Annotated in this window: 15 protein-coding genes; 7 read left to right on the top strand and 8 right to left on the bottom strand. The window is 61.1% G+C overall.

Annotated features, from left to right (window positions below):
- Positions 1-49: 49 nt before the first annotated feature.
- From AC1D2R_RS16645 to AC1D2R_RS16635, 3 genes are all read left to right on the top strand, one after another.
- The gene (locus AC1D2R_RS16645; RefSeq protein WP_477968471.1) at positions 50-889 is read left to right on the top strand and encodes a DUF4432 family protein; all 840 of its coding nucleotides are present in this window, start codon (positions 50-52) and stop codon (positions 887-889) included.
- Between the two features lie 69 nt (positions 890-958).
- Positions 959-1,297 carry a protein tyrosine phosphatase family protein gene (locus AC1D2R_RS16640; RefSeq protein ID WP_477968469.1) on the top strand — a complete coding sequence of 113 codons (339 nt, stop codon included), beginning with the start codon at positions 959-961 and terminating at the stop codon, positions 1,295-1,297.
- A gap of 71 nt (positions 1,298-1,368) precedes the next feature.
- Complete coding sequence (locus AC1D2R_RS16635) at positions 1,369-1,710, top strand: RidA family protein (RefSeq protein ID WP_057469161.1); 342 nt, start codon at positions 1,369-1,371, stop codon at positions 1,708-1,710.
- Between the two features lie 39 nt (positions 1,711-1,749).
- Here the strand turns inward: AC1D2R_RS16635 and AC1D2R_RS16630 are convergent, their stop codons facing one another.
- The 4 genes from AC1D2R_RS16630 to AC1D2R_RS16615 are packed head-to-tail and all read right to left on the bottom strand — an operon-like array spanning position 1,750 to position 6,528.
- Positions 1,750-3,408 (bottom strand): thiamine pyrophosphate-binding protein, encoded by a 1,659-nt coding sequence (locus AC1D2R_RS16630; protein ID WP_477968467.1) that lies wholly within the window; start codon positions 3,406-3,408, stop codon positions 1,750-1,752.
- On the bottom strand, positions 3,405-4,607 hold the full coding sequence (gene caiB / locus AC1D2R_RS16625) for a succinate--glutarate CoA-transferase (RefSeq protein ID WP_477968465.1): 1,203 nt from the start codon (positions 4,605-4,607) through the stop codon (positions 3,405-3,407). Before caiB ends, AC1D2R_RS16630 begins: the two co-directional genes overlap by 4 nt.
- 18 nt (positions 4,608-4,625) lie before the next feature.
- Entirely contained in the window at positions 4,626-5,585 is a 960-nt protein-coding gene (locus tag AC1D2R_RS16620) for a DMT family transporter (protein WP_477968463.1), read from the bottom strand.
- A 13-nt stretch (positions 5,586-5,598) separates the two neighbouring features.
- The gene (locus AC1D2R_RS16615; protein ID WP_477968461.1) at positions 5,599-6,528 is read right to left on the bottom strand and encodes a lysophospholipase; all 930 of its coding nucleotides are present in this window, start codon (positions 6,526-6,528) and stop codon (positions 5,599-5,601) included.
- Between the two features lie 165 nt (positions 6,529-6,693).
- Here AC1D2R_RS16615 and AC1D2R_RS16610 point away from each other — a divergent pair, with 165 nt between their 5' ends.
- The 4 genes from AC1D2R_RS16610 (at position 6,694) to metF (ending at position 11,456) form a co-directional block, all read left to right on the top strand.
- Positions 6,694-7,428: a ribonuclease T2 family protein gene (locus AC1D2R_RS16610; RefSeq protein WP_477968459.1), complete on the top strand. Its 735-nt coding sequence runs from the start codon at positions 6,694-6,696 to the stop codon at positions 7,426-7,428.
- Between the two features lie 278 nt (positions 7,429-7,706).
- Positions 7,707-9,356, top strand: a complete 1,650-nt coding sequence (gene ettA / locus AC1D2R_RS16605) for an energy-dependent translational throttle protein EttA (protein WP_477968457.1) — start codon at positions 7,707-7,709, stop codon at positions 9,354-9,356.
- Between the two features lie 173 nt (positions 9,357-9,529).
- Complete coding sequence (locus tag AC1D2R_RS16600; RefSeq protein ID WP_477968455.1) at positions 9,530-10,555, top strand: ArsR/SmtB family transcription factor; 1,026 nt, start codon at positions 9,530-9,532, stop codon at positions 10,553-10,555.
- A 1-nt stretch (position 10,556) separates the two neighbouring features.
- Positions 10,557-11,456: a methylenetetrahydrofolate reductase [NAD(P)H] gene (gene metF, locus AC1D2R_RS16595; protein ID WP_477968453.1), complete on the top strand. Its 900-nt coding sequence runs from the start codon at positions 10,557-10,559 to the stop codon at positions 11,454-11,456.
- Between the two features lie 482 nt (positions 11,457-11,938).
- Here the strand turns inward: metF and AC1D2R_RS16590 are convergent, their stop codons facing one another.
- The 4 genes from AC1D2R_RS16590 to AC1D2R_RS16575 all read right to left on the bottom strand — a co-directional run bounded on the left by AC1D2R_RS16590 (position 11,939) and on the right by AC1D2R_RS16575 (position 16,099).
- Positions 11,939-13,177: a lytic murein transglycosylase gene (locus AC1D2R_RS16590; protein WP_477968451.1), complete on the bottom strand. Its 1,239-nt coding sequence runs from the start codon at positions 13,175-13,177 to the stop codon at positions 11,939-11,941.
- A gap of 82 nt (positions 13,178-13,259) precedes the next feature.
- Complete coding sequence (locus AC1D2R_RS16585) at positions 13,260-14,057, bottom strand: glycoside hydrolase family 25 protein (RefSeq protein WP_477968449.1); 798 nt, start codon at positions 14,055-14,057, stop codon at positions 13,260-13,262.
- A 129-nt stretch (positions 14,058-14,186) separates the two neighbouring features.
- Positions 14,187-14,804: a class I SAM-dependent methyltransferase gene (locus AC1D2R_RS16580; protein WP_477968559.1), complete on the bottom strand. Its 618-nt coding sequence runs from the start codon at positions 14,802-14,804 to the stop codon at positions 14,187-14,189.
- Between the two features lie 50 nt (positions 14,805-14,854).
- Positions 14,855-16,099 (bottom strand): BtaA family protein, encoded by a 1,245-nt coding sequence (locus AC1D2R_RS16575; protein ID WP_477968447.1) that lies wholly within the window; start codon positions 16,097-16,099, stop codon positions 14,855-14,857.
- Positions 16,100-16,225 lie beyond the last annotated feature (126 nt).

Here is a 16,225-nt window from a genome sequence, read left to right as displayed (position 1 = left end):
GGCGCAAAACCTAACCCTACGCCGGCTGATGAAACGGGGAGATGACATCATGATTGAGTTTGCCGCTGCCCTTGGGCCGCGTCTGATGCTGGACGAAACGTCGCTGATGGATATCGGCGGATGCCTCGTCGAAGGTGTTGATATCGCGCCGAAGACGGCGGTACCGGATGACGGTGACGCCCGCATTTCGCATTCTGTCCAAGGCTTTCTCTTCACCTGCGGACCCGACCACATCCGTCACCGTGACAAGATACCCGGCCGCAGCGACGGCAAGGTTTTCCCCTTGCATGGGTCTGCTGCCGGGCACGGCGCAAACATCCTGTGGACCAAATTTGAAAACGGCAACGCTGAGTGCCGCGCAGATATTGATCTCACCACAGTGGAGGGGCTGCCGGCCCGTATCGAGCGACATTGGTTCATCGACGGTAAAACCGGCGAGGCGCATCTCAACGACCGGGTCATCAATACCAGCGACAGGAGGGTGCCGACTTTCCTGATGTACCATATGAACGTTGGCGGCAAATGGTTCGACGCGGCCACGCGGCTCGAGGGGAAGATGCTCGAAGGCGGCGGTTTCCCCTGGCGGTTCGGAGAGCAACTCGGAGACCTCTTCTGCGTCAAGGCGCCGGCAACCGACGATGGTCTTTCCGAAGTCCGTTTGGGACCGATCGCTGCGATCGGCGGCAGGACGCTGAGGGTGCGTGTACAGGCGGACACCTTGCCGCATCTGCAGGTCTGGCGAAACCAGAAGGCGCCCGCCGATGTCCTCGGCATCGAGCCGGTATCGCATCGGTGGGTCTCCCGATCCGAGCTGGAGGCAGCGGGGGAATTCGTCTGGCTGGAGCCCGGCGAGAGCCGCAACTACGGGCTCAGCTTCGCCTTCGTTTGAATGATCCGCGGTTGACGCTGGTCATCCGGCGGCGTAGTCATTCAGCCCACGATTTCAGGAGGATTAGCAATGGACATTCGCCAGATCGATGACGATTATTCGGTTTCCGGCCAGATCACGGTCGAGGACCTCGACGAGGTCAAGGCCTTGGGCTTCAAGTCCATCGTCTGCCATCGTCCGGACCAGGAAAGCATGGACCAGACGCCGTTTGCCGCGATCGAAGCGCGCGCAAAAGAGCTCGGCCTCGATATCGCCCATGTTCCGGTCGGCCCGATGGGGGTGACAGAAGAGGCGGTCGTCGGCATGGTCGATGCGCTTGACGAATTCCCACGCCCGATGCTCGGCTACTGCCGTTCCGGCGCGCGCTCGACGGCGATCTACCAGAAAACCCAGCATATCCGCGCCTAGTCTCTGGCCGCGGGGCTTATTCGGCGCCGCCTGTGGAGCGGCGTCTTTCATTTCATAACCAGGAGAACATCATGAGCATCAAGCGCATCGACGTCGGCGCCCGCATGAGCGGCGCAGTCATCCACGGCAACACCGTTTACCTCGCGGGCCAGGTCGGCGAAGGCGAAAGCGTCACCGAACAGTGCAAGTCGGCGCTTGGCGAAGTCGATCGCCTGCTCGCTGCTGCCGGTTCGAGCAAGTCGAAGGTTCTGCAGACCATCATCTATCTCTCCGACATCGCTTACTTCGCCGAAATGAATGCTGCCTGGGAAGCCTGGGTCGATCCGGCAAACACGCCTGCTCGCGCGACCAGTGAAGCAAAGCTTGCTGCGCCGAAGTACAAGGTCGAGTTCATCGTGACGGCTGCGATCTGAACACTTCGCCATCTTCGATGTGGAAGCCGGTGGGTTCGCTCACCGGCTTTTTGTTTGGGCGATTTCCGATAGCGTGCGCGTCGGCGTGATCGCTTCGGGATCAAGCTTCACCTCGATGATCGAAGGTTTGCCGGCAGCGCGAGCCCGTTCGAAGGCGGGGGCGAAATCCTCGGTTTTCTCCACCGTTTCTCCGTGGCCGCCATAGGCCCGGGCCAGTGCCGCAAAATCCGGGTTTGTAAGATCGGTGCCGCTGACGCGGCCGGGATATTCGCGCTCCTGATGCATGCGGATCGTGCCGTAGATGCCATTGTTGATGACGATGGCGATGATCGGCAGGCGGTAGCGGACGGCTGTCGCGAATTCCTGGCCGTGCATGAGGAAACAGCCGTCTCCAGCAAAGCAGATCACGTCGCGCTCGGGAAACAGAAGCTTTGCTGCGACCGCGGCGGGCAGGCCGTAACCCATGGAACCTGAGGTCGGTGCAGCCTGCGTGTTGAATTGGCGGAACCGGTGGAAGCGGTGCAGCCAGGTCGCGTAGTTGCCGGCACCATTGGTAAAGATCGTGTCTGTGCGCGTATTGGCCCCGATCCATTCCATGATCGGGCCCATGTGAACATCGCCGGGACCTGTTTGCGGCGGTTTCGACCAGGAAAGATAGGCCTGATGCATGCGCTCGGTGCGTTCTGCCCAGTGCGGTTCGGCCGGCGCCTGGAGATCGGCGAGAGCGGTGACGAAATCCTGCGGGCTCGCTGAGATCGCGAGATCCGGCCGGTATATGCGGCCAAGCTCGGATGGATCCGGATAGATATGGACGAGTGACTGCTGCGGGTATGGAATATCGATCAGCGTGTAGCCGGAGGAGGGCATTTCCGACATGCGGCTGCCAAGCAGGATCAGCAGGTCGCTCTCCTTGATCTCTTTTGCGAGCGCCGGATTGATGCCGATGCCGACGTCGCCGGCATAGCCCGGGTGCAGATGATCAAACAGCATCTGGCGGCGGAAGGAGCAGCCGACCGGCAGTTTGAAGCGTTCTGCAAAGGCCTGGAAATCGGCGACCGCGTCCGCATCCCAACGGGTCCCGCCGATGATCACCATTGGCCGTTCTGCCTTCAGCAGGCGCAGATACAGATCGTCGATCTGGCCGCTGCCGGGATGTGCTTCGACACGCGCATAGCGCTTCGCGCGGGGCGCTTCGACTTCATCCCGCAGCATGTCTTCGGGCAGTGACAGCACGACGGGGCCCGGGCGACCGGAGGTTGCGATCGCAAAGGCGCGGGTCACGAACTCGGGTATGCGTGCGGCATCGTCGATCTCACCCACCCACTTGGCGAATTCGGTGAAGGCACGGCGAAATTCCACTTCCTGAAATGCCTCGCGCTCGCGGGCGTCGCGTTGCACCTGGCCGATGAAGAGGATCATCGGAATGGAATCCTGCCTGGCGATGTGAAGGCCGGCCGAGGCGTTCGTAGCGCCCGGGCCGCGGGTGACCATGCAGATTCCGGGTTCGCCGGTGAGCCGTCCCCAGGCGTCGGCCATCATCGCGGCTCCACCTTCCTGTCGGCAGACCACAACGTCGATGTCGCTATCGTGGAGCGCATCGAGGACGGCGAGGAAACTCTCGCCGGGCACGCAGGACAGGCGCCTTACCCCGTTCGCCTTCAATGCCTCGACGATCAGTTCCCCGCCGGTTCTTTTCATGGTGATCTCTTCCCCTCCAGCTCGGCGAGTTCCGCCAGAACGTCTTCCTGATGCTCTCCGAGCCTCGGGCTCGGCCTTTCGTAACGCAAGGGCGTCTGCGAAAGCACGACCGGCGTCCTCACACCGGGAATGACGGTGCCGCCAGCATCCTTGAGGTCAATGCGCAGGCCGCGCGCCTCGACCTGCGGATCGGCAAACATTTCCTCGATAGTGTTGATGGCGCCTGCCGGAACCGCGTTTTCCTCGCAGGCTCGCATGAGGTCGGCCTTCTGCCATGTCAGCGTTTCGGTCGCGACCAGCCGACGAACCTCGTCGCGGTTGGCGACGCGGGCCCTGTTGGTCGCGAAGCGCTTGTCGAAAGGGGCGGCTGCGAGCCCGAGGATGGAGCAGAGCCGGCCGAACTGGCCGTCATTGCCGATCGCAAGGATGAGATAGCCGTCGGCAGTGGGAACGACTTCGTAGGGAGAGATATTCGGATGGGCGTTTCCGAGCCTTGTCGGCGCGCGTCCGGATATCAGGTAGTTCATGTTCTGGTTTGCCAGCACGGCGGATTGCACATCGAGCAACGCCATATCCACCAGCTGCCCTTCACCGGTCTTCAATGCATGGATGAGCGCGGCCTCTATCGCCGCAACCGCGTAGATGCCGGTGAAGATGTCGGCGATGGCAACCCCTGCCTTCATCGGCTGCCCTTCCGGCTCGCCGGTGATCGACATGAAGCCGGACATGCCCTGGACAATGTAGTCATAGCCGGCGAGGCCGGCATAGGGGCCTGTCTGGCCAAAGCCGGTGATCGAGCAATAGACGAGCTTCGGATTGAGCGTCTTCAGGCTCTCGTAGTCGAGGCCATATTTCACCAGCCCGCCGAGCTTGAAGTTCTCGATGACGACATCGGCGGTCGCTACCAGGCGGCGCACCAGTGCCTGGCCTTCCTCGCTCCTCAGGTCTGACGTGATGGATCGCTTGCCGCGGTTGGCCGCGTGATAGTAGGCGGCGGAGAGGTTCTCGCCATCCGCGCTCTCGACGAAGGGAGGTCCCCACTGGCGGGTATCGTCGCCGCCGTCGGGGTTTTCAACCTTGATCACGTCAGCGCCGAGATCGGCCAGCATCTGGCCCGCCCACGGGCCGGCGAGCACGCGGGCGAGTTCAATGACGCGAATGCCGTGAAGCGGCGGCTTCCTAAGCTTTGTATCCGTCATGTTCCTCCCGCGATCAGATCAGGGCGCCCGTGCCGACTGAGATGTATCGGATACTGGTTTCGATGCAAAGCGGCGCTCGCGCCAGATAATATAAAAGCCGGACCCCATAATAATGAGGATGCCGATCCACTTGACCACATCGGGAAAGTCTCCGAACACCAGCCAGGCGAAGATGGTGGCCGAGACGATCTCGAAATACTGCAGCGGTGCCAGCGTCGAGGCAGGTGCCGATCGGTAGGCATAGACACCGAGGATGCCGGCAATCGCTGCGGTGATGCCGACGCCGATCAGATAGAGATAGGCGCGGCCATCCGGCAGGACAGGATCGAATATCTCGGAGCCGGTGCCATGGCCGAAATACAGAAGGACGATGCAGATGAGGAGACCCCACAGGCCCATGTGAAACTGCATGACCCAAGGGTCCTCGCGCTGCGCGAGCGCGCGGTTCATCATCGCGGATATTGCTATGCAGACCGCGCTGACGACCGGCAGAAGCGCAACGTAACCCACTTCCTCAAAACTTGGTTGAATGATGAGGATCGCACCGAAGAAGCCCACGCCGCAGGCTGTGTAGCGTCGCCAGCCGATCGCCTCCTTGAGGAAGATGCTGCTGAGGATGGTGAGGATGATCGGTTCGACGAAGAAGATAGCAATGGCATCCGCGACCGCCATGTACTTCAGCGTGGTGACGAACGAGATCATCGAGATGGTGATGATGGCGCCGCGGATCGCGTGAAAGAAGCTCTGCTTCCACGTCGTGTCGGCCAGGTTCTTCCGCCACAGCACGATAGGCAGCATGCAAAGCGCCTGCACGGCAAATCGAGCGGCGGTAATCTCCGCCGACGGGATGGTGGCGATGGCGAGCTTCGAGAAAATGTCGATGATCGGAGAAACGAGAACCGACATGGACATCAGCATCAGCCCCATCATGACCTCCGAGGAGGTCGATGCGGGGAGGGTGGAATTGCTGGTGCTCATTGCCGGTCCTTCTTCAGGACTTCGCGAGCGCTTCGTCACACCAATCGGCGAATGCCGAAATGGCGGCGTCGGCGCCGATTTCATTCAGAGTCTCGTGGCGCATGTCCTGATATATCTGCGTGGTGATACGGGAGAAACCGGCGGCTTTCAAATGGTTTGAAAGCCAGACGACCGCTTTTCCTCCGTCCGTTGCCGGATCCTTGCCGCCGCCGACCAGATGGATCGGCGTCCGCGCCGGCAGCCTCGCCAGATACTGTCTTTGCGGGGCGCGGAAGGTCAGTTCGAACAGGTCGAGCCACAGGGACACGGACGCGTCGAACCCGCATAGCGGGTCGGTGATGTATTTGTCCACTTTGGCGGGATCACGAGACAACCAGTCGAAGTCCGTGCGCCTGCCCTTGATCGACTTTGCCCACGTGCCGAAGGTGAGTTTTGGCAGTATGCCGCTTGGCACGTCGGAGCCTTTCAACGCGCGCTCTAAAAGAAGGATCGCTTGCGCGGCGCGGCCGGCAATGCCGGGGTTGAAGTTGGAGTTCCACAGGGCGATCGCATCGAATTTGTCGGGATAGGTGACAGCCGCATTGAGCGCGATCAGACCTCCCATCGAATGACCGAAGAGCACGATCGGCAGCCCCGCCTGCTGTCCCGCGATGTGATCACGAAACGCTGCGACGTCATCGACGACGCGACGGGCGCCTTCGCGGCGGGCAAAGCGGCCGATCGGCGCCTCCGGCGCCGTTGTCTCGCCGTGGCCGCGATGGTCGTGGACGTAGACGTGATAGCCACGGCCGGCCATGGCCTGCGCGAAGCCCGCATAGCGCTTCGAATGCTCGGCCAGCCCGTGGCAGACGACAATGATCCCGTTTGCATGCCCGCTCGCCGGCTGATGATGAAAGGCAAGCGACGCCCCGCGCGTCACGAGGCGCTGTGTTTGTGCGAACATCGTTTCCTCCGTCGCGCGAGAAGATCAGAACAGCCGCCGAATGCAACAGGCCCTTATGCTTGTTCCGGGGGAATTTCAGCGCTCCGTTTTTGCGGCTTGCGAAAACACGCCTGGCGTGTTTAGTTGTTCATGCATTGTTCTTTGGCGAGCAGAGCTGGAGTGAGGATGAGAAATCTGTTCCTGCGTTTGACCGTGGGTATCATCGTCGCTGCCACCGCCGGTTCTGCCGCTGCCGAGGCAGGCGGCGGGCGGACGCGTTTTATCCTCGCGGCGAGCTGGCAGCCGGCATTTTGCCAAACCAATCATCGCAAGGCGGAGTGCGCAAGCCAGACGAAGGACCGGTTCGACGCGACCAATTTCTCGCTGCACGGTCTCTGGCCGATGCGGGAGAACTACTGTGGGGTGTCTGAAGACCTGCGCGCGGCTGACAAGGGCGGAAGCTGGCACGAATTGCCTGCCTTGACGCTCTCCGATGCCTCGAAGGCCGCACTCGACAAGGCGATGCCAGGAACGCAATCGGGCCTTGAGCGGCACGAATGGCTGAAACACGGTACCTGCGCGAGGATGAGCGCCGATGATTATTTCTCCACGGCGGTTCGGCTGGTGGGCGAATTGAACGGTTCTGCGGTTCGCGATTTGTTTGCGTCAAGGATCGGCAAGACGTTGACCTCGCAGGAGATCAAGACGGCCTTCGACAAGAGCTTTGGCCCGGGGGCGGGAGACCGCGTCAAGATGAGCTGCCGTCGCGCCGGTCAAAACCGCGTCATCAGCGAATTGACGATCGGGCTGTCACAGGACGCGACAACCGAGGTCGGCGCCAACCTGGGTGACCTCATACAGGGCGCCGGTCGGACATCGTTCGGCTGCAATGAAGGGATCGTTGACGCGGCGGGGTTCTAATGCCGGGGGCATGCCTTCTCCTTTAGCCGGTCAAGAGCAAGCGCCGTTCCGTGCGCGGCGACGACTGGCCGGGTCCCGAGAGGGGGCAATCGGTAGGCAAACCGACGTCCGGCTTTTCCGGTCGACCATGCAAAGCTGAAATAGCCGCCGCCTTTGGGCTGGAATTCCATTGAAGGTTTCAGAAAAGCGTCTTGTTTTTGGCGCTGCGCGTTGCTCCCGGGCGCCAATTCGCCTACATAGCGGCAAACCTAAAATCCCCCCCGCGGAGCACTTCATCAATGGCACGTCAGTTCATCTATCACATGTCGGGGCTCAGCAAGTCCTACGGCGCCAAGAAAATCCTAGAAAACGTCAACCTGTCCTTCTACCCGGATGCCAAGATCGGTATCCTCGGGCCGAACGGTGCCGGTAAGTCGACCGTGCTGCGCATCATTGCCGGCCAGGACAAGGAATTCACCGGCGAAGCCTGGCTCGCCGAAGGCGCGACGGTCGGCTACCTGGAACAGGAGCCGCATCTCGATTCGACGAAGACGGCGTTCGAAAACGTCATGGTCGGCGTTGCTGACAAGACGGCAGTGCTCGAGCGTTACAACGAGCTGATGATGAACTATTCCGACGAGACCGCGGAAGAGGGCGCCAGGCTTCAGGACATCATCGACAGCCAGAATCTCTGGGACCTCGAGCAACAGGTCGAGATGGCCATGGAAGCGCTGCGTTGCCCGCCGCGCGATTCCGACGTCACGACGCTGTCGGGTGGTGAGCGCCGTCGTATCGCGCTCTGCCGCCTGCTCTTGTCGCAGCCGGATCTGCTGCTCCTCGACGAACCGACCAACCATCTGGACGCCGAGACCATCGCGTGGCTTGAAAAGCATCTGCGTGCCTATCCCGGCGCCGTGATGATGATCACCCACGATCGCTACTTCCTCGACAACGTGACCGGCTGGATTCTCGAGCTCGACCGCGGCCGCGGCATTCCATACGAAGGCAACTACTCCGCATATCTGCAGGCGAAGGCCAAGCGCATGCTGCAGGAAAACCGCGAAGAGGCGGGCCGCCAGAAGGCAATCTCGCGCGAACAGGAATGGATCGCGTCCAGCCCGAAAGCCCGTCAGGCCAAGTCGAAGGCGCGTATCAAGTCCTACGAGCAGCTGGTGGATGCCGCTGAGAAGCAGCGTCCCGGCGACGCGCAGATCATCATCCCGGTCAGCGAGCGTCTCGGCCAGGTGGTCATCGAGATGGAAGGCATCTCCAAGGGCTTTGAGGGCCGCACACTGATCAACGACCTGTCGATCAAGCTGCCGCCGGGCGGTATCGTCGGCATCATCGGGCCGAACGGCGCCGGCAAGACGACGCTGTTCAAGATGATCACCGGCCAGGAAGCGCCGGACAGCGGTTCGGTGCGCATCGGCGACACGGTGCATCTCGGTTATGTCGACCAGAGCCGCGATGCGCTCAACGGCAGCAAGACGGTCTGGGAGGAAATCTCCGGTGGCGCCGAAGTCATCAAGCTCGGCAAGTTCGATATGAACTCTCGTGCCTATTGTGGCGCCTTCAACTTCAAGGGCGGCGATCAGCAGCAGAAAGTCGGAAATCTCTCCGGTGGTCAGCGCAACCGCGTTCACCTGGCGAAGATGCTGAAGGCGGGCGGCAACGTGCTGCTGCTCGACGAACCGACGAACGACCTTGATACGGAAACGCTCGGTGCGCTGGAGACGGCGCTCGAGAACTTTGCAGGCTGCGCGATCATCATCAGCCACGATCGCATGTTCCTCGACCGTCTGGCGACGCACATCCTCGCCTTCGAAGGCGATGGCCATGTGGAATGGTTCGAGGGCAACTTCGAAGACTACGAGCAGGACAAGGTGCGCCGCCTCGGTGCGGACGCCCTAAACCCCGGCAGCCAGGCCTACAAGCGCCTGACACGCTGATTTTCAGCGTTTCGCAAGCAACTGGAAAAGCCGCTGGGTGACCCGGCGGCTTTTTTTAGTGACGGCGCCTATGTCGCTAATCGCGCAGTGAATTTCGTGATTGGAGCGAATTGCTGCTTGCAAGCTCAGACCAATTCACATAAAGATATCTTTATATGTTGATTGGATCGGATATGAGTGAGCCCGTCAGGCTTGGTTTGGATGCGTTGGTGGACGTGCTGCGGGCAGCTGGCGAGCCGACCCGCCTGCGTTTGCTCGCTTTGCTTGCCGCGGGCGACCTGACGGTCACCGATCTTACAGAAATTCTCGGGCAATCCCAGCCTCGCATTTCCCGCCATCTCAAGCTGCTCGGGGAGGCCGACCTGATCGATCGTTACCAGGAGGGGGCATGGGCCTACTTCCGGCTACGGCAGGACGGGAAGGCGGTGGCCTTTGTCAGAAGTCTTTTGAGGCACGCTTCCGATAGCGATCCGGTCATCCTGCGTGACGGCGCGCGTCTCTCTGCCGTCAAGCGCCAGCGCGCCGAGCGGGCACAGGACTATTTCAGCCGCAATGCGGCCGAGTGGGACGAGCTTCGCCGCCTGCATGCGGCAGACGAGGAAGTCGATGCGGCCGTCATCCGGATTCTCGGCAGCCAGCCGATCGATTCGCTTCTGGATCTTGGCACGGGAACTGGCCGTATCTTGGAGCTGCTCTCCGGCCTCTATCGTCGCGCAATCGGCGTTGATGCCAGCCGCGACATGCTGAGTGTCGCACGGGCAAATCTGGACAAGTCGGCCATCACCAAGGCCTCGGTCCGCCACGCCGACATCCTGAACCTGCCTTTCGAGGCACAGGATTTCGATCTGGTGACAATCCACCAGGTTCTGCATTTCTTCGATCAGCCGGAGATCGCGATCGGCGAGGCGGCGCGCATGCTGCGCCCGGGCGGGCGGCTGGTCATCATCGATCTCGCGCCACACGCGCTGGAATATCTTCGTGACGAGCATGCGCACGTGCGCCTCGGCTTTTCGCACCAGTCGATGTCCGATTGGGTGCGCAAGGCCGGGCTCGATGTCGAGCAGGTCGTCGATCTTCATCCGGGTCATCAGGGCGGGCAGGGACTTACGGTCACCATCTGGCTCGCGCGGGACCCAAGGCGTCTGATGGCCTCTGTCGAGACCGAAAGCGCCGTACCTACATTTGCCGGGAGAGAGTGACATGGCTTCAAACAGCGACGCGCGCCGCAGGATCGGTGTTTCCTTCGAATTCTTTCCGCCGAAGTCGGAAGAGATGGAAGGCCAGCTGTGGAACACCGTCAGCGAACTGCAGGACTGGGATCCGGACTTCGTATCCGTAACCTATGGCGCCGGCGGCACCACGAAGGCGCCGACGCTGGCGACCGTGTCGCGGTTCCTTGCCGGAACGCCGCTTGCCACCGCGTCGCATCTCACCTGCGTCGGGGCGACGAAGGAAGAGACGCACAGCGTCATCGACACCTTCCGAAATGTTGGCGTCAAGCATTTCGTAGCGCTGCGAGGCGATGCCCCAGGTGGCGTCGGCGCGCCTTATCAGCCGCATCCCGGCGGCTATGCCAACGCCGCTGAGCTCGTCGCGGGGTTGCGCGAGATGGGCGACTTCGAGATCTCGGTCTCGGCCTATCCCGAGAAGCATCCCGAAAGTCTCGATACCGCTGCCGACATCGAGATGCTGAAGCGCAAGGCGGACAACGGCGCCGATCGCGCGCTGACGCAATTCTTCTTCGACAACGATAATTTCGAGCGTTACCTGGAAAAGGTTCGCGCGGCGGGCGTCAATATACCCGTCGTGCCGGGCATCATGCCGATCCAGAACCTGACGCAGCTGAAGCGCTTCGCAGGCGCCTGCGGAACCATCATTCCGGGCTTCCTCGATGAACGCTTTGCCGGCTTTGACGACAAGCCGGAGGAACGCGCCAAAGTCGCGGCCGAGGTTGCAGCCGAGCAGATCGAAGATCTTGGCCGCCGTGGCATCAGCGATTTCCATCTCTACACGATGAACCGCGCGCCCCTGGTCTCGGCCGTGTTGGCGAATATCGGCCTGAAGCGGGGGCACACGAAGAATGCCGGCGCCGCGGCCTAGCCTGACCAAAGCTGCTGACGCATCAAACACTAAAAAAGCGCATGTCGTCGTGACATGCGCTTTTTTAATTCTTTGAGCTGTTCGCTATTCAGGAGTCTCGGCATTGTCCGTTTGAGGCGGCAAAATAGTCAGATAAAAAGCATCGACAAAACAAAAAGAAACGCCGCACCGACCAAAAGGACATTCAAGGATCGTGTCAGTCCCATGTCTGTCTCCTCGCGTTAACGATCGGATAATATGTCGGGAATACGACGCTTGAAAAGTGAATTTTATGCTGCGATGCGGCGAAAATGTCACGCTTTTGCCGGTTTTCACGCGCTAAGCCACTGAAATGGAAACGCAAATTGCGCTGTAAAAATATTCACACTTTTTAACGAACTGTAAAATTGAGGGACCCCGCATTAACGGATATGGCGGGTTCAAGGTCCCTGCTCTGAAAGCCGGGCCAATCGCCCGGCTTCGAAAAGCGGCTCACGGGCGGCCTAAAGCGCGCCGAGCAGGGCCGGGGTTGCCCAACCATCTGCCGGCATCCCCAGTCGCTGCTGCTCCTTCTGGATCGCGACGCGCGTACCGGAGCCGAGAATGCCGTCGATCGAGCCGACATCATGGCCGAGCGTGTCTAGCTTCGTCTGCAGTTGTTTCATCTCGTCGTTGGAAAGACCCTGTTCCGGCGTGCCCTTCAGATACGGCTCGGCGCCTGAGAGACGCGTGCCGAAATAGGCAGCCGAGGTGGTGTAGATGAACGACTTGTTCCACTCGAGATAAATCTGGAAGTTCGGGTAGGCGATGAAAGCGGGTCCAAGGCGGCCCTGCGGGAGCACGAGGTCGCCGCGCAGGTTGCCGAAGCCGGTGTTGCCGTCGCGCGGCTTCACACCGAGCGCGAACCATTCGCCCGCGGTCATGGAGCCACCGAGGCCCGATTTGTCAAACGGCAGGGCGTCAGGAACCGTGACTTCCTGAAGCCAGGGCTGGCCCTTCTGGAAGCCAAGGTGCTGGATGAACTTGGCGGCCGTCAGGATTGCATCCGGTCCGCTCTGCTTCAGGCGCACATGGCCGTCGCCATCGCCATCCATGCCGTAGGCGACGATGTCGCGCGGCAGCATCTGCACCTGGCCGATTTCACCAGCCCAGGCGCCGGTGTTGGTTGCGGGATCGAGGTCGCCGTGTTCTACCATCTCGATCAGGGCGATGAGCTGCGGTCGGAAGAGTTCGGGGCGGCGGCAATCGTGAGCCAGCGTTACCAGCGCGTTGCGGGTGTTGAAATCGCCCTGCACGGCGCCGAAGTCCGTTTCCATAGCCCAAAAGGCGGTGATGACCCCGGCCGGTACGCCGAACTCCTGTTCGGCGCGGGCAAAGACGTCCGCGAACTGCTTCATCTTCTGGCGGCCGATGTCGAGCCGTGCCTGGCTGACGGTGCGCTGCGAGAATTCGAGGAAGGTCTGTTTGAATACGCCCTGGGCGCGGTCGCGGCTCAGCACCTTCGGGTCGATCTGGGCGCCGGCAAGTGCCTTGTCGGCCGCGTCGGCGGATGCGCCTGCTGCAATCGCCTCCGCCTTCACGCCTGCCAGGAATGTCGCAAGATCGCCGTCGCATGCAGGGGCTGGCGCCATTGACGCGGGAGCCTCGCTGGCCGGCGCAGCGGTTTGCGCTGCGGCGCCGGTTGCGAGGCCGGCGGCCAACAGGAAAGCGAGCGCGGAACGGCTTGCAGGCGTGCGGTGCATAGTCTTTATCCTCGTCATTACCGAAATTGCTGTCGATGTCCCAAATGATTGTGACAGAAGCAAGAAAGAAGACGGGACGTTACTAAGAATTCGTGTCTTTTGATACGGCCGCAACCCAGTTGGTCCAGTTCTTTGCCGAGCCGGCAAACACGTTAATGTCAGTAGGCCCCTTGATGCCTGGAATGACGCCGGTCGACGTGTACTGCCAGAACGCCCAGCGGCGATCGGCATAGGTCACCTCCGGATGCTTCGCGACGGAACGGACCCAGAAATGATAGTCCTTGAAATAGCCGGCGAGATTTTCGCGATGGAAATCGACCGAGGTATATATGATCGGGCGCTTGCCGTAATAGGCCTCAAGGCGGTCCATGAAGCGCTGGATCTGCGCGCGCACCGTTTCCGGGTCGGGGCGGGTGCGGCAGGTTTTTGATTCGCCATTCCACTCGACGTCGAGCACCGGCGGCAGGCGCATGGATTCCTTCGGCACGTTACCGATGAACCAATCGGCCTGTTCGTCAGCCGACGAGCAGAAGTAGTAGAAATGGTAGGGCGCGTGGGGGATGCCGACGGCGCGGGCGCGCTGCCAGTATTCATTGAAGCGCGGATCGACGCGGTCCTTGCCTTCGGTCGCCTTGATGAAGGCAAAGGCAACGCCTGAATTGCGGACCGTCTGCCAGTCGATATCGCCCTGCCACTTGGAGATGTCGATGCCGTGAACGGCATTCTGCTGCGGGTGTTTTGCCCCGAAGTCCTGCGGATCGGTGTCCTTGAACCTTGTCTTGGGTTTTATGGACGCTGTTTCGAGAAAGTCGTAACCCGATGACGTGCAACCGGCCAGCATGATGGCCAATGGCAAGACGCAAAGCAGAAGCCGGCGCATAGGTGTTCCGTCGTGAACCGAATGATCTTTTTGCCCCACAGCTTGACCTTCGTGATAGACGCGTCCAGCGAGAGATGCCCCTCTATTGACCATATCAACGTAAAAATTCGGTTAGTTTCAAGCTAAATATTAGCCTTCCGTAATTATTGTTGCGCGCCAGGCGTAGCCACCGCCGATAGTCTGGAATGCCAGCCGCGCGTTATGCCGCTCCGCCTGGGTCCGCACGACAGCGTGCAAGTTGGCCCGTGGGCTCACATGAAATCTTGCGAGCCATGACTGAAGGAGGGTGCGAAACCAGTCCGGGAGGCCTTCCTGCTGGCCGAAATCGACGATGTGAAGCTGCCCGCCTGGGTTGAGTGCAGCTGCAGCGGCATCGATCGCCCGTTCCCAATCTGGGATCATCGAGAGAGCGTAGGAGATCAGGATGCGGTCGAAGCCTTCGACGCCGAATTCGTGCGGCGTGAAGGCCGTTGCATCGGCAACCCGAAAATCGGCGCTCGTGCCTTTGGTGGCGAAGGTCTTGCGCGCCGAGATCAGCATTTCCTGCGAGATATCAAGGCCATAGAGACGTGCCAAGGGATAGCGCTCGTGGGCAAGCGCCAGGTTGCGGCCCGTTCCGCATCCGACTTCCAGGAGCGTGCCGCCGGCCGGCACATCGAGGTTGCTTATCGTCTGGTCGCGACCAAGCAGGTAGTATTTGCGGGTGAGGTCGTAGATATGGCGCTGATAGCGGTACATGCCGTCCATCAGGTCGGCATGGTTTTCGGCCGATGCGCCGGTGGTTGCATCGATCTTGCTCACGCCGTTTTTCCGTAGATGTGAAACCCGCCATAGATTGCGGAGCGATCGAGCGCTGTCAGCGCGCGTGAGCGTTCCGCCAGATAGACCCACTGGTCGCGAACGGCCGGCGACAGCCGGCCCTCGACAATGCTCTTTTCGGCGGCCGTGCGGAAAATCACCCTGGCGCCATCGCGCGCCGTCCGGGTAATTTCCGACCACAGGTCGTTCAGCTGCTGATCTGTCATCCAGTCCTGCGCGTCGAGAAGGATGTAGCGATCGCGCGAATCGGCCGGTTCGCTCGCGAGCAGTTCGGTGAAGCTTGCGTGGTGGACGCTGACGCGATCGACGTTTGCGCTGATCGTCTCATAGTGCTCGGGCCTCAGATAGGTCGGAAGCGGACCTTCGCCCTCCGGCGCGTAGCGCCGGCCGAAGGCCTGCCAGGCGAAATAGTTGTCGCGCATCTCGAAGTGACAGGCGAGCTTTTCGAGACGGTGCCGCAGGACCGGCGCGATCGAGTGATCGGCGGTAAGGCTTGCCAGCTCGTCATATTGCTGCGGCGGAATACCAAGGCCGAAGAGGGAGCTCTTGCGGCCCGTGATCCAGCGCACCACCGGCCTTTCGAACAGGGGAGCAATCTTCTCGTCGAAGAACTGGCGTTGCTCACGCAGCGTGCGCGCGCGCGTCATCTCCGTGAGATCGACGCCGTGCAGGCGCGCCAGCAGATGTGCTGCGCCGATGAAACGGCCGAGAAGGCCCGTCTTGTATATATTGCGGTCAAAGACCGTCACGCGGCGGCGACCGAAGTTGCGCCCGTTCCAGTAGGCGCGTGTCGTTTCGTCGACATTGGCAGACAGGAACTGGTCGAATGCCTTGCTGTTGGATGGCTCGCCTGGCGTGGCAAGGAAGCGGATGAGGTCGGCGCGAGCGGGCAGATGCCGGAAGGCGGCAAGCTTCAGGCGGTTGAGGGCAATGTGGTGTGGATTGAGATCGACGACGTCGATCGATGCCGGGCTCTGCGAGAGATAGGCGAGCATATTGCAGCCGCCGGAGCCGATCGTCACGATGCGGTGATGTGGCTCAATCTCCATCGCCATCATGTCCAGATCCGGATCCTCCCAGATTTGCGGGTAGACGAGGCCGGAGAACAGGAGCCCGAAGAGCCGCTCCGAAAGGCCTTCTTTTGAGAGGACCTTGTGGCGCAGAAGAGCCGCCTTGAGTTTCCGGTTCTTGCGGAAGCCGGCATCCGGTGCAAATTCCGTCATATGTTTCTCTCAACCTTTTAGCGTTCAGCGCGTTTAACGCGACGGCGCTACAGTTTGATGACGTGGCCTGTGGGAATTTGCCTTGATGGCCGCTGTACGGCGTTGCACAATTTGGTGCCCCACCTG

Source organism: Rhizobium sp. P1_C7 (assembly GCF_056406295.1).
Note: the sequence above shows the minus strand (reverse complement) of the source record. Positions and strands in the feature narration are given on the sequence as shown.

Excerpts from the sequence above, each read along its gene's own strand:
- AC1D2R_RS16590 (WP_477968451.1), bottom strand. The coding sequence starts at position 13,177 with ATGCACCGCACGCCTGCAAGCCGTTCCGCGCTCGCTTTCCTGTTGGCC.
- caiB (WP_477968465.1), bottom strand. The coding sequence starts at position 4,607 with ATGACGGATACAAAGCTTAGGAAGCCGCCGCTTCACGGCATTCGCGTC.
- AC1D2R_RS16640 (WP_477968469.1), top strand. The coding sequence starts at position 959 with ATGGACATTCGCCAGATCGATGACGATTATTCGGTTTCCGGCCAGATC.
- AC1D2R_RS16635 (WP_057469161.1), top strand. The coding sequence starts at position 1,369 with ATGAGCATCAAGCGCATCGACGTCGGCGCCCGCATGAGCGGCGCAGTC.
- AC1D2R_RS16620 (WP_477968463.1), bottom strand. The coding sequence starts at position 5,585 with ATGAGCACCAGCAATTCCACCCTCCCCGCATCGACCTCCTCGGAGGTC.
- ettA (WP_477968457.1), top strand. The coding sequence starts at position 7,707 with ATGGCACGTCAGTTCATCTATCACATGTCGGGGCTCAGCAAGTCCTAC.
- AC1D2R_RS16610 (WP_477968459.1), top strand. The coding sequence starts at position 6,694 with ATGAGAAATCTGTTCCTGCGTTTGACCGTGGGTATCATCGTCGCTGCC.
- AC1D2R_RS16615 (WP_477968461.1), bottom strand. The coding sequence starts at position 6,528 with ATGTTCGCACAAACACAGCGCCTCGTGACGCGCGGGGCGTCGCTTGCC.
- AC1D2R_RS16600 (WP_477968455.1), top strand. The coding sequence starts at position 9,530 with ATGAGTGAGCCCGTCAGGCTTGGTTTGGATGCGTTGGTGGACGTGCTG.
- AC1D2R_RS16630 (WP_477968467.1), bottom strand. The coding sequence starts at position 3,408 with ATGAAAAGAACCGGCGGGGAACTGATCGTCGAGGCATTGAAGGCGAAC.
- metF (WP_477968453.1), top strand. The coding sequence starts at position 10,557 with ATGGCTTCAAACAGCGACGCGCGCCGCAGGATCGGTGTTTCCTTCGAA.
- AC1D2R_RS16645 (WP_477968471.1), top strand. The coding sequence starts at position 50 with ATGATTGAGTTTGCCGCTGCCCTTGGGCCGCGTCTGATGCTGGACGAA.
- AC1D2R_RS16585 (WP_477968449.1), bottom strand. The coding sequence starts at position 14,057 with ATGCGCCGGCTTCTGCTTTGCGTCTTGCCATTGGCCATCATGCTGGCC.
- AC1D2R_RS16575 (WP_477968447.1), bottom strand. The coding sequence starts at position 16,099 with ATGACGGAATTTGCACCGGATGCCGGCTTCCGCAAGAACCGGAAACTC.
- AC1D2R_RS16580 (WP_477968559.1), bottom strand. The coding sequence starts at position 14,804 with ATGGACGGCATGTACCGCTATCAGCGCCATATCTACGACCTCACCCGC.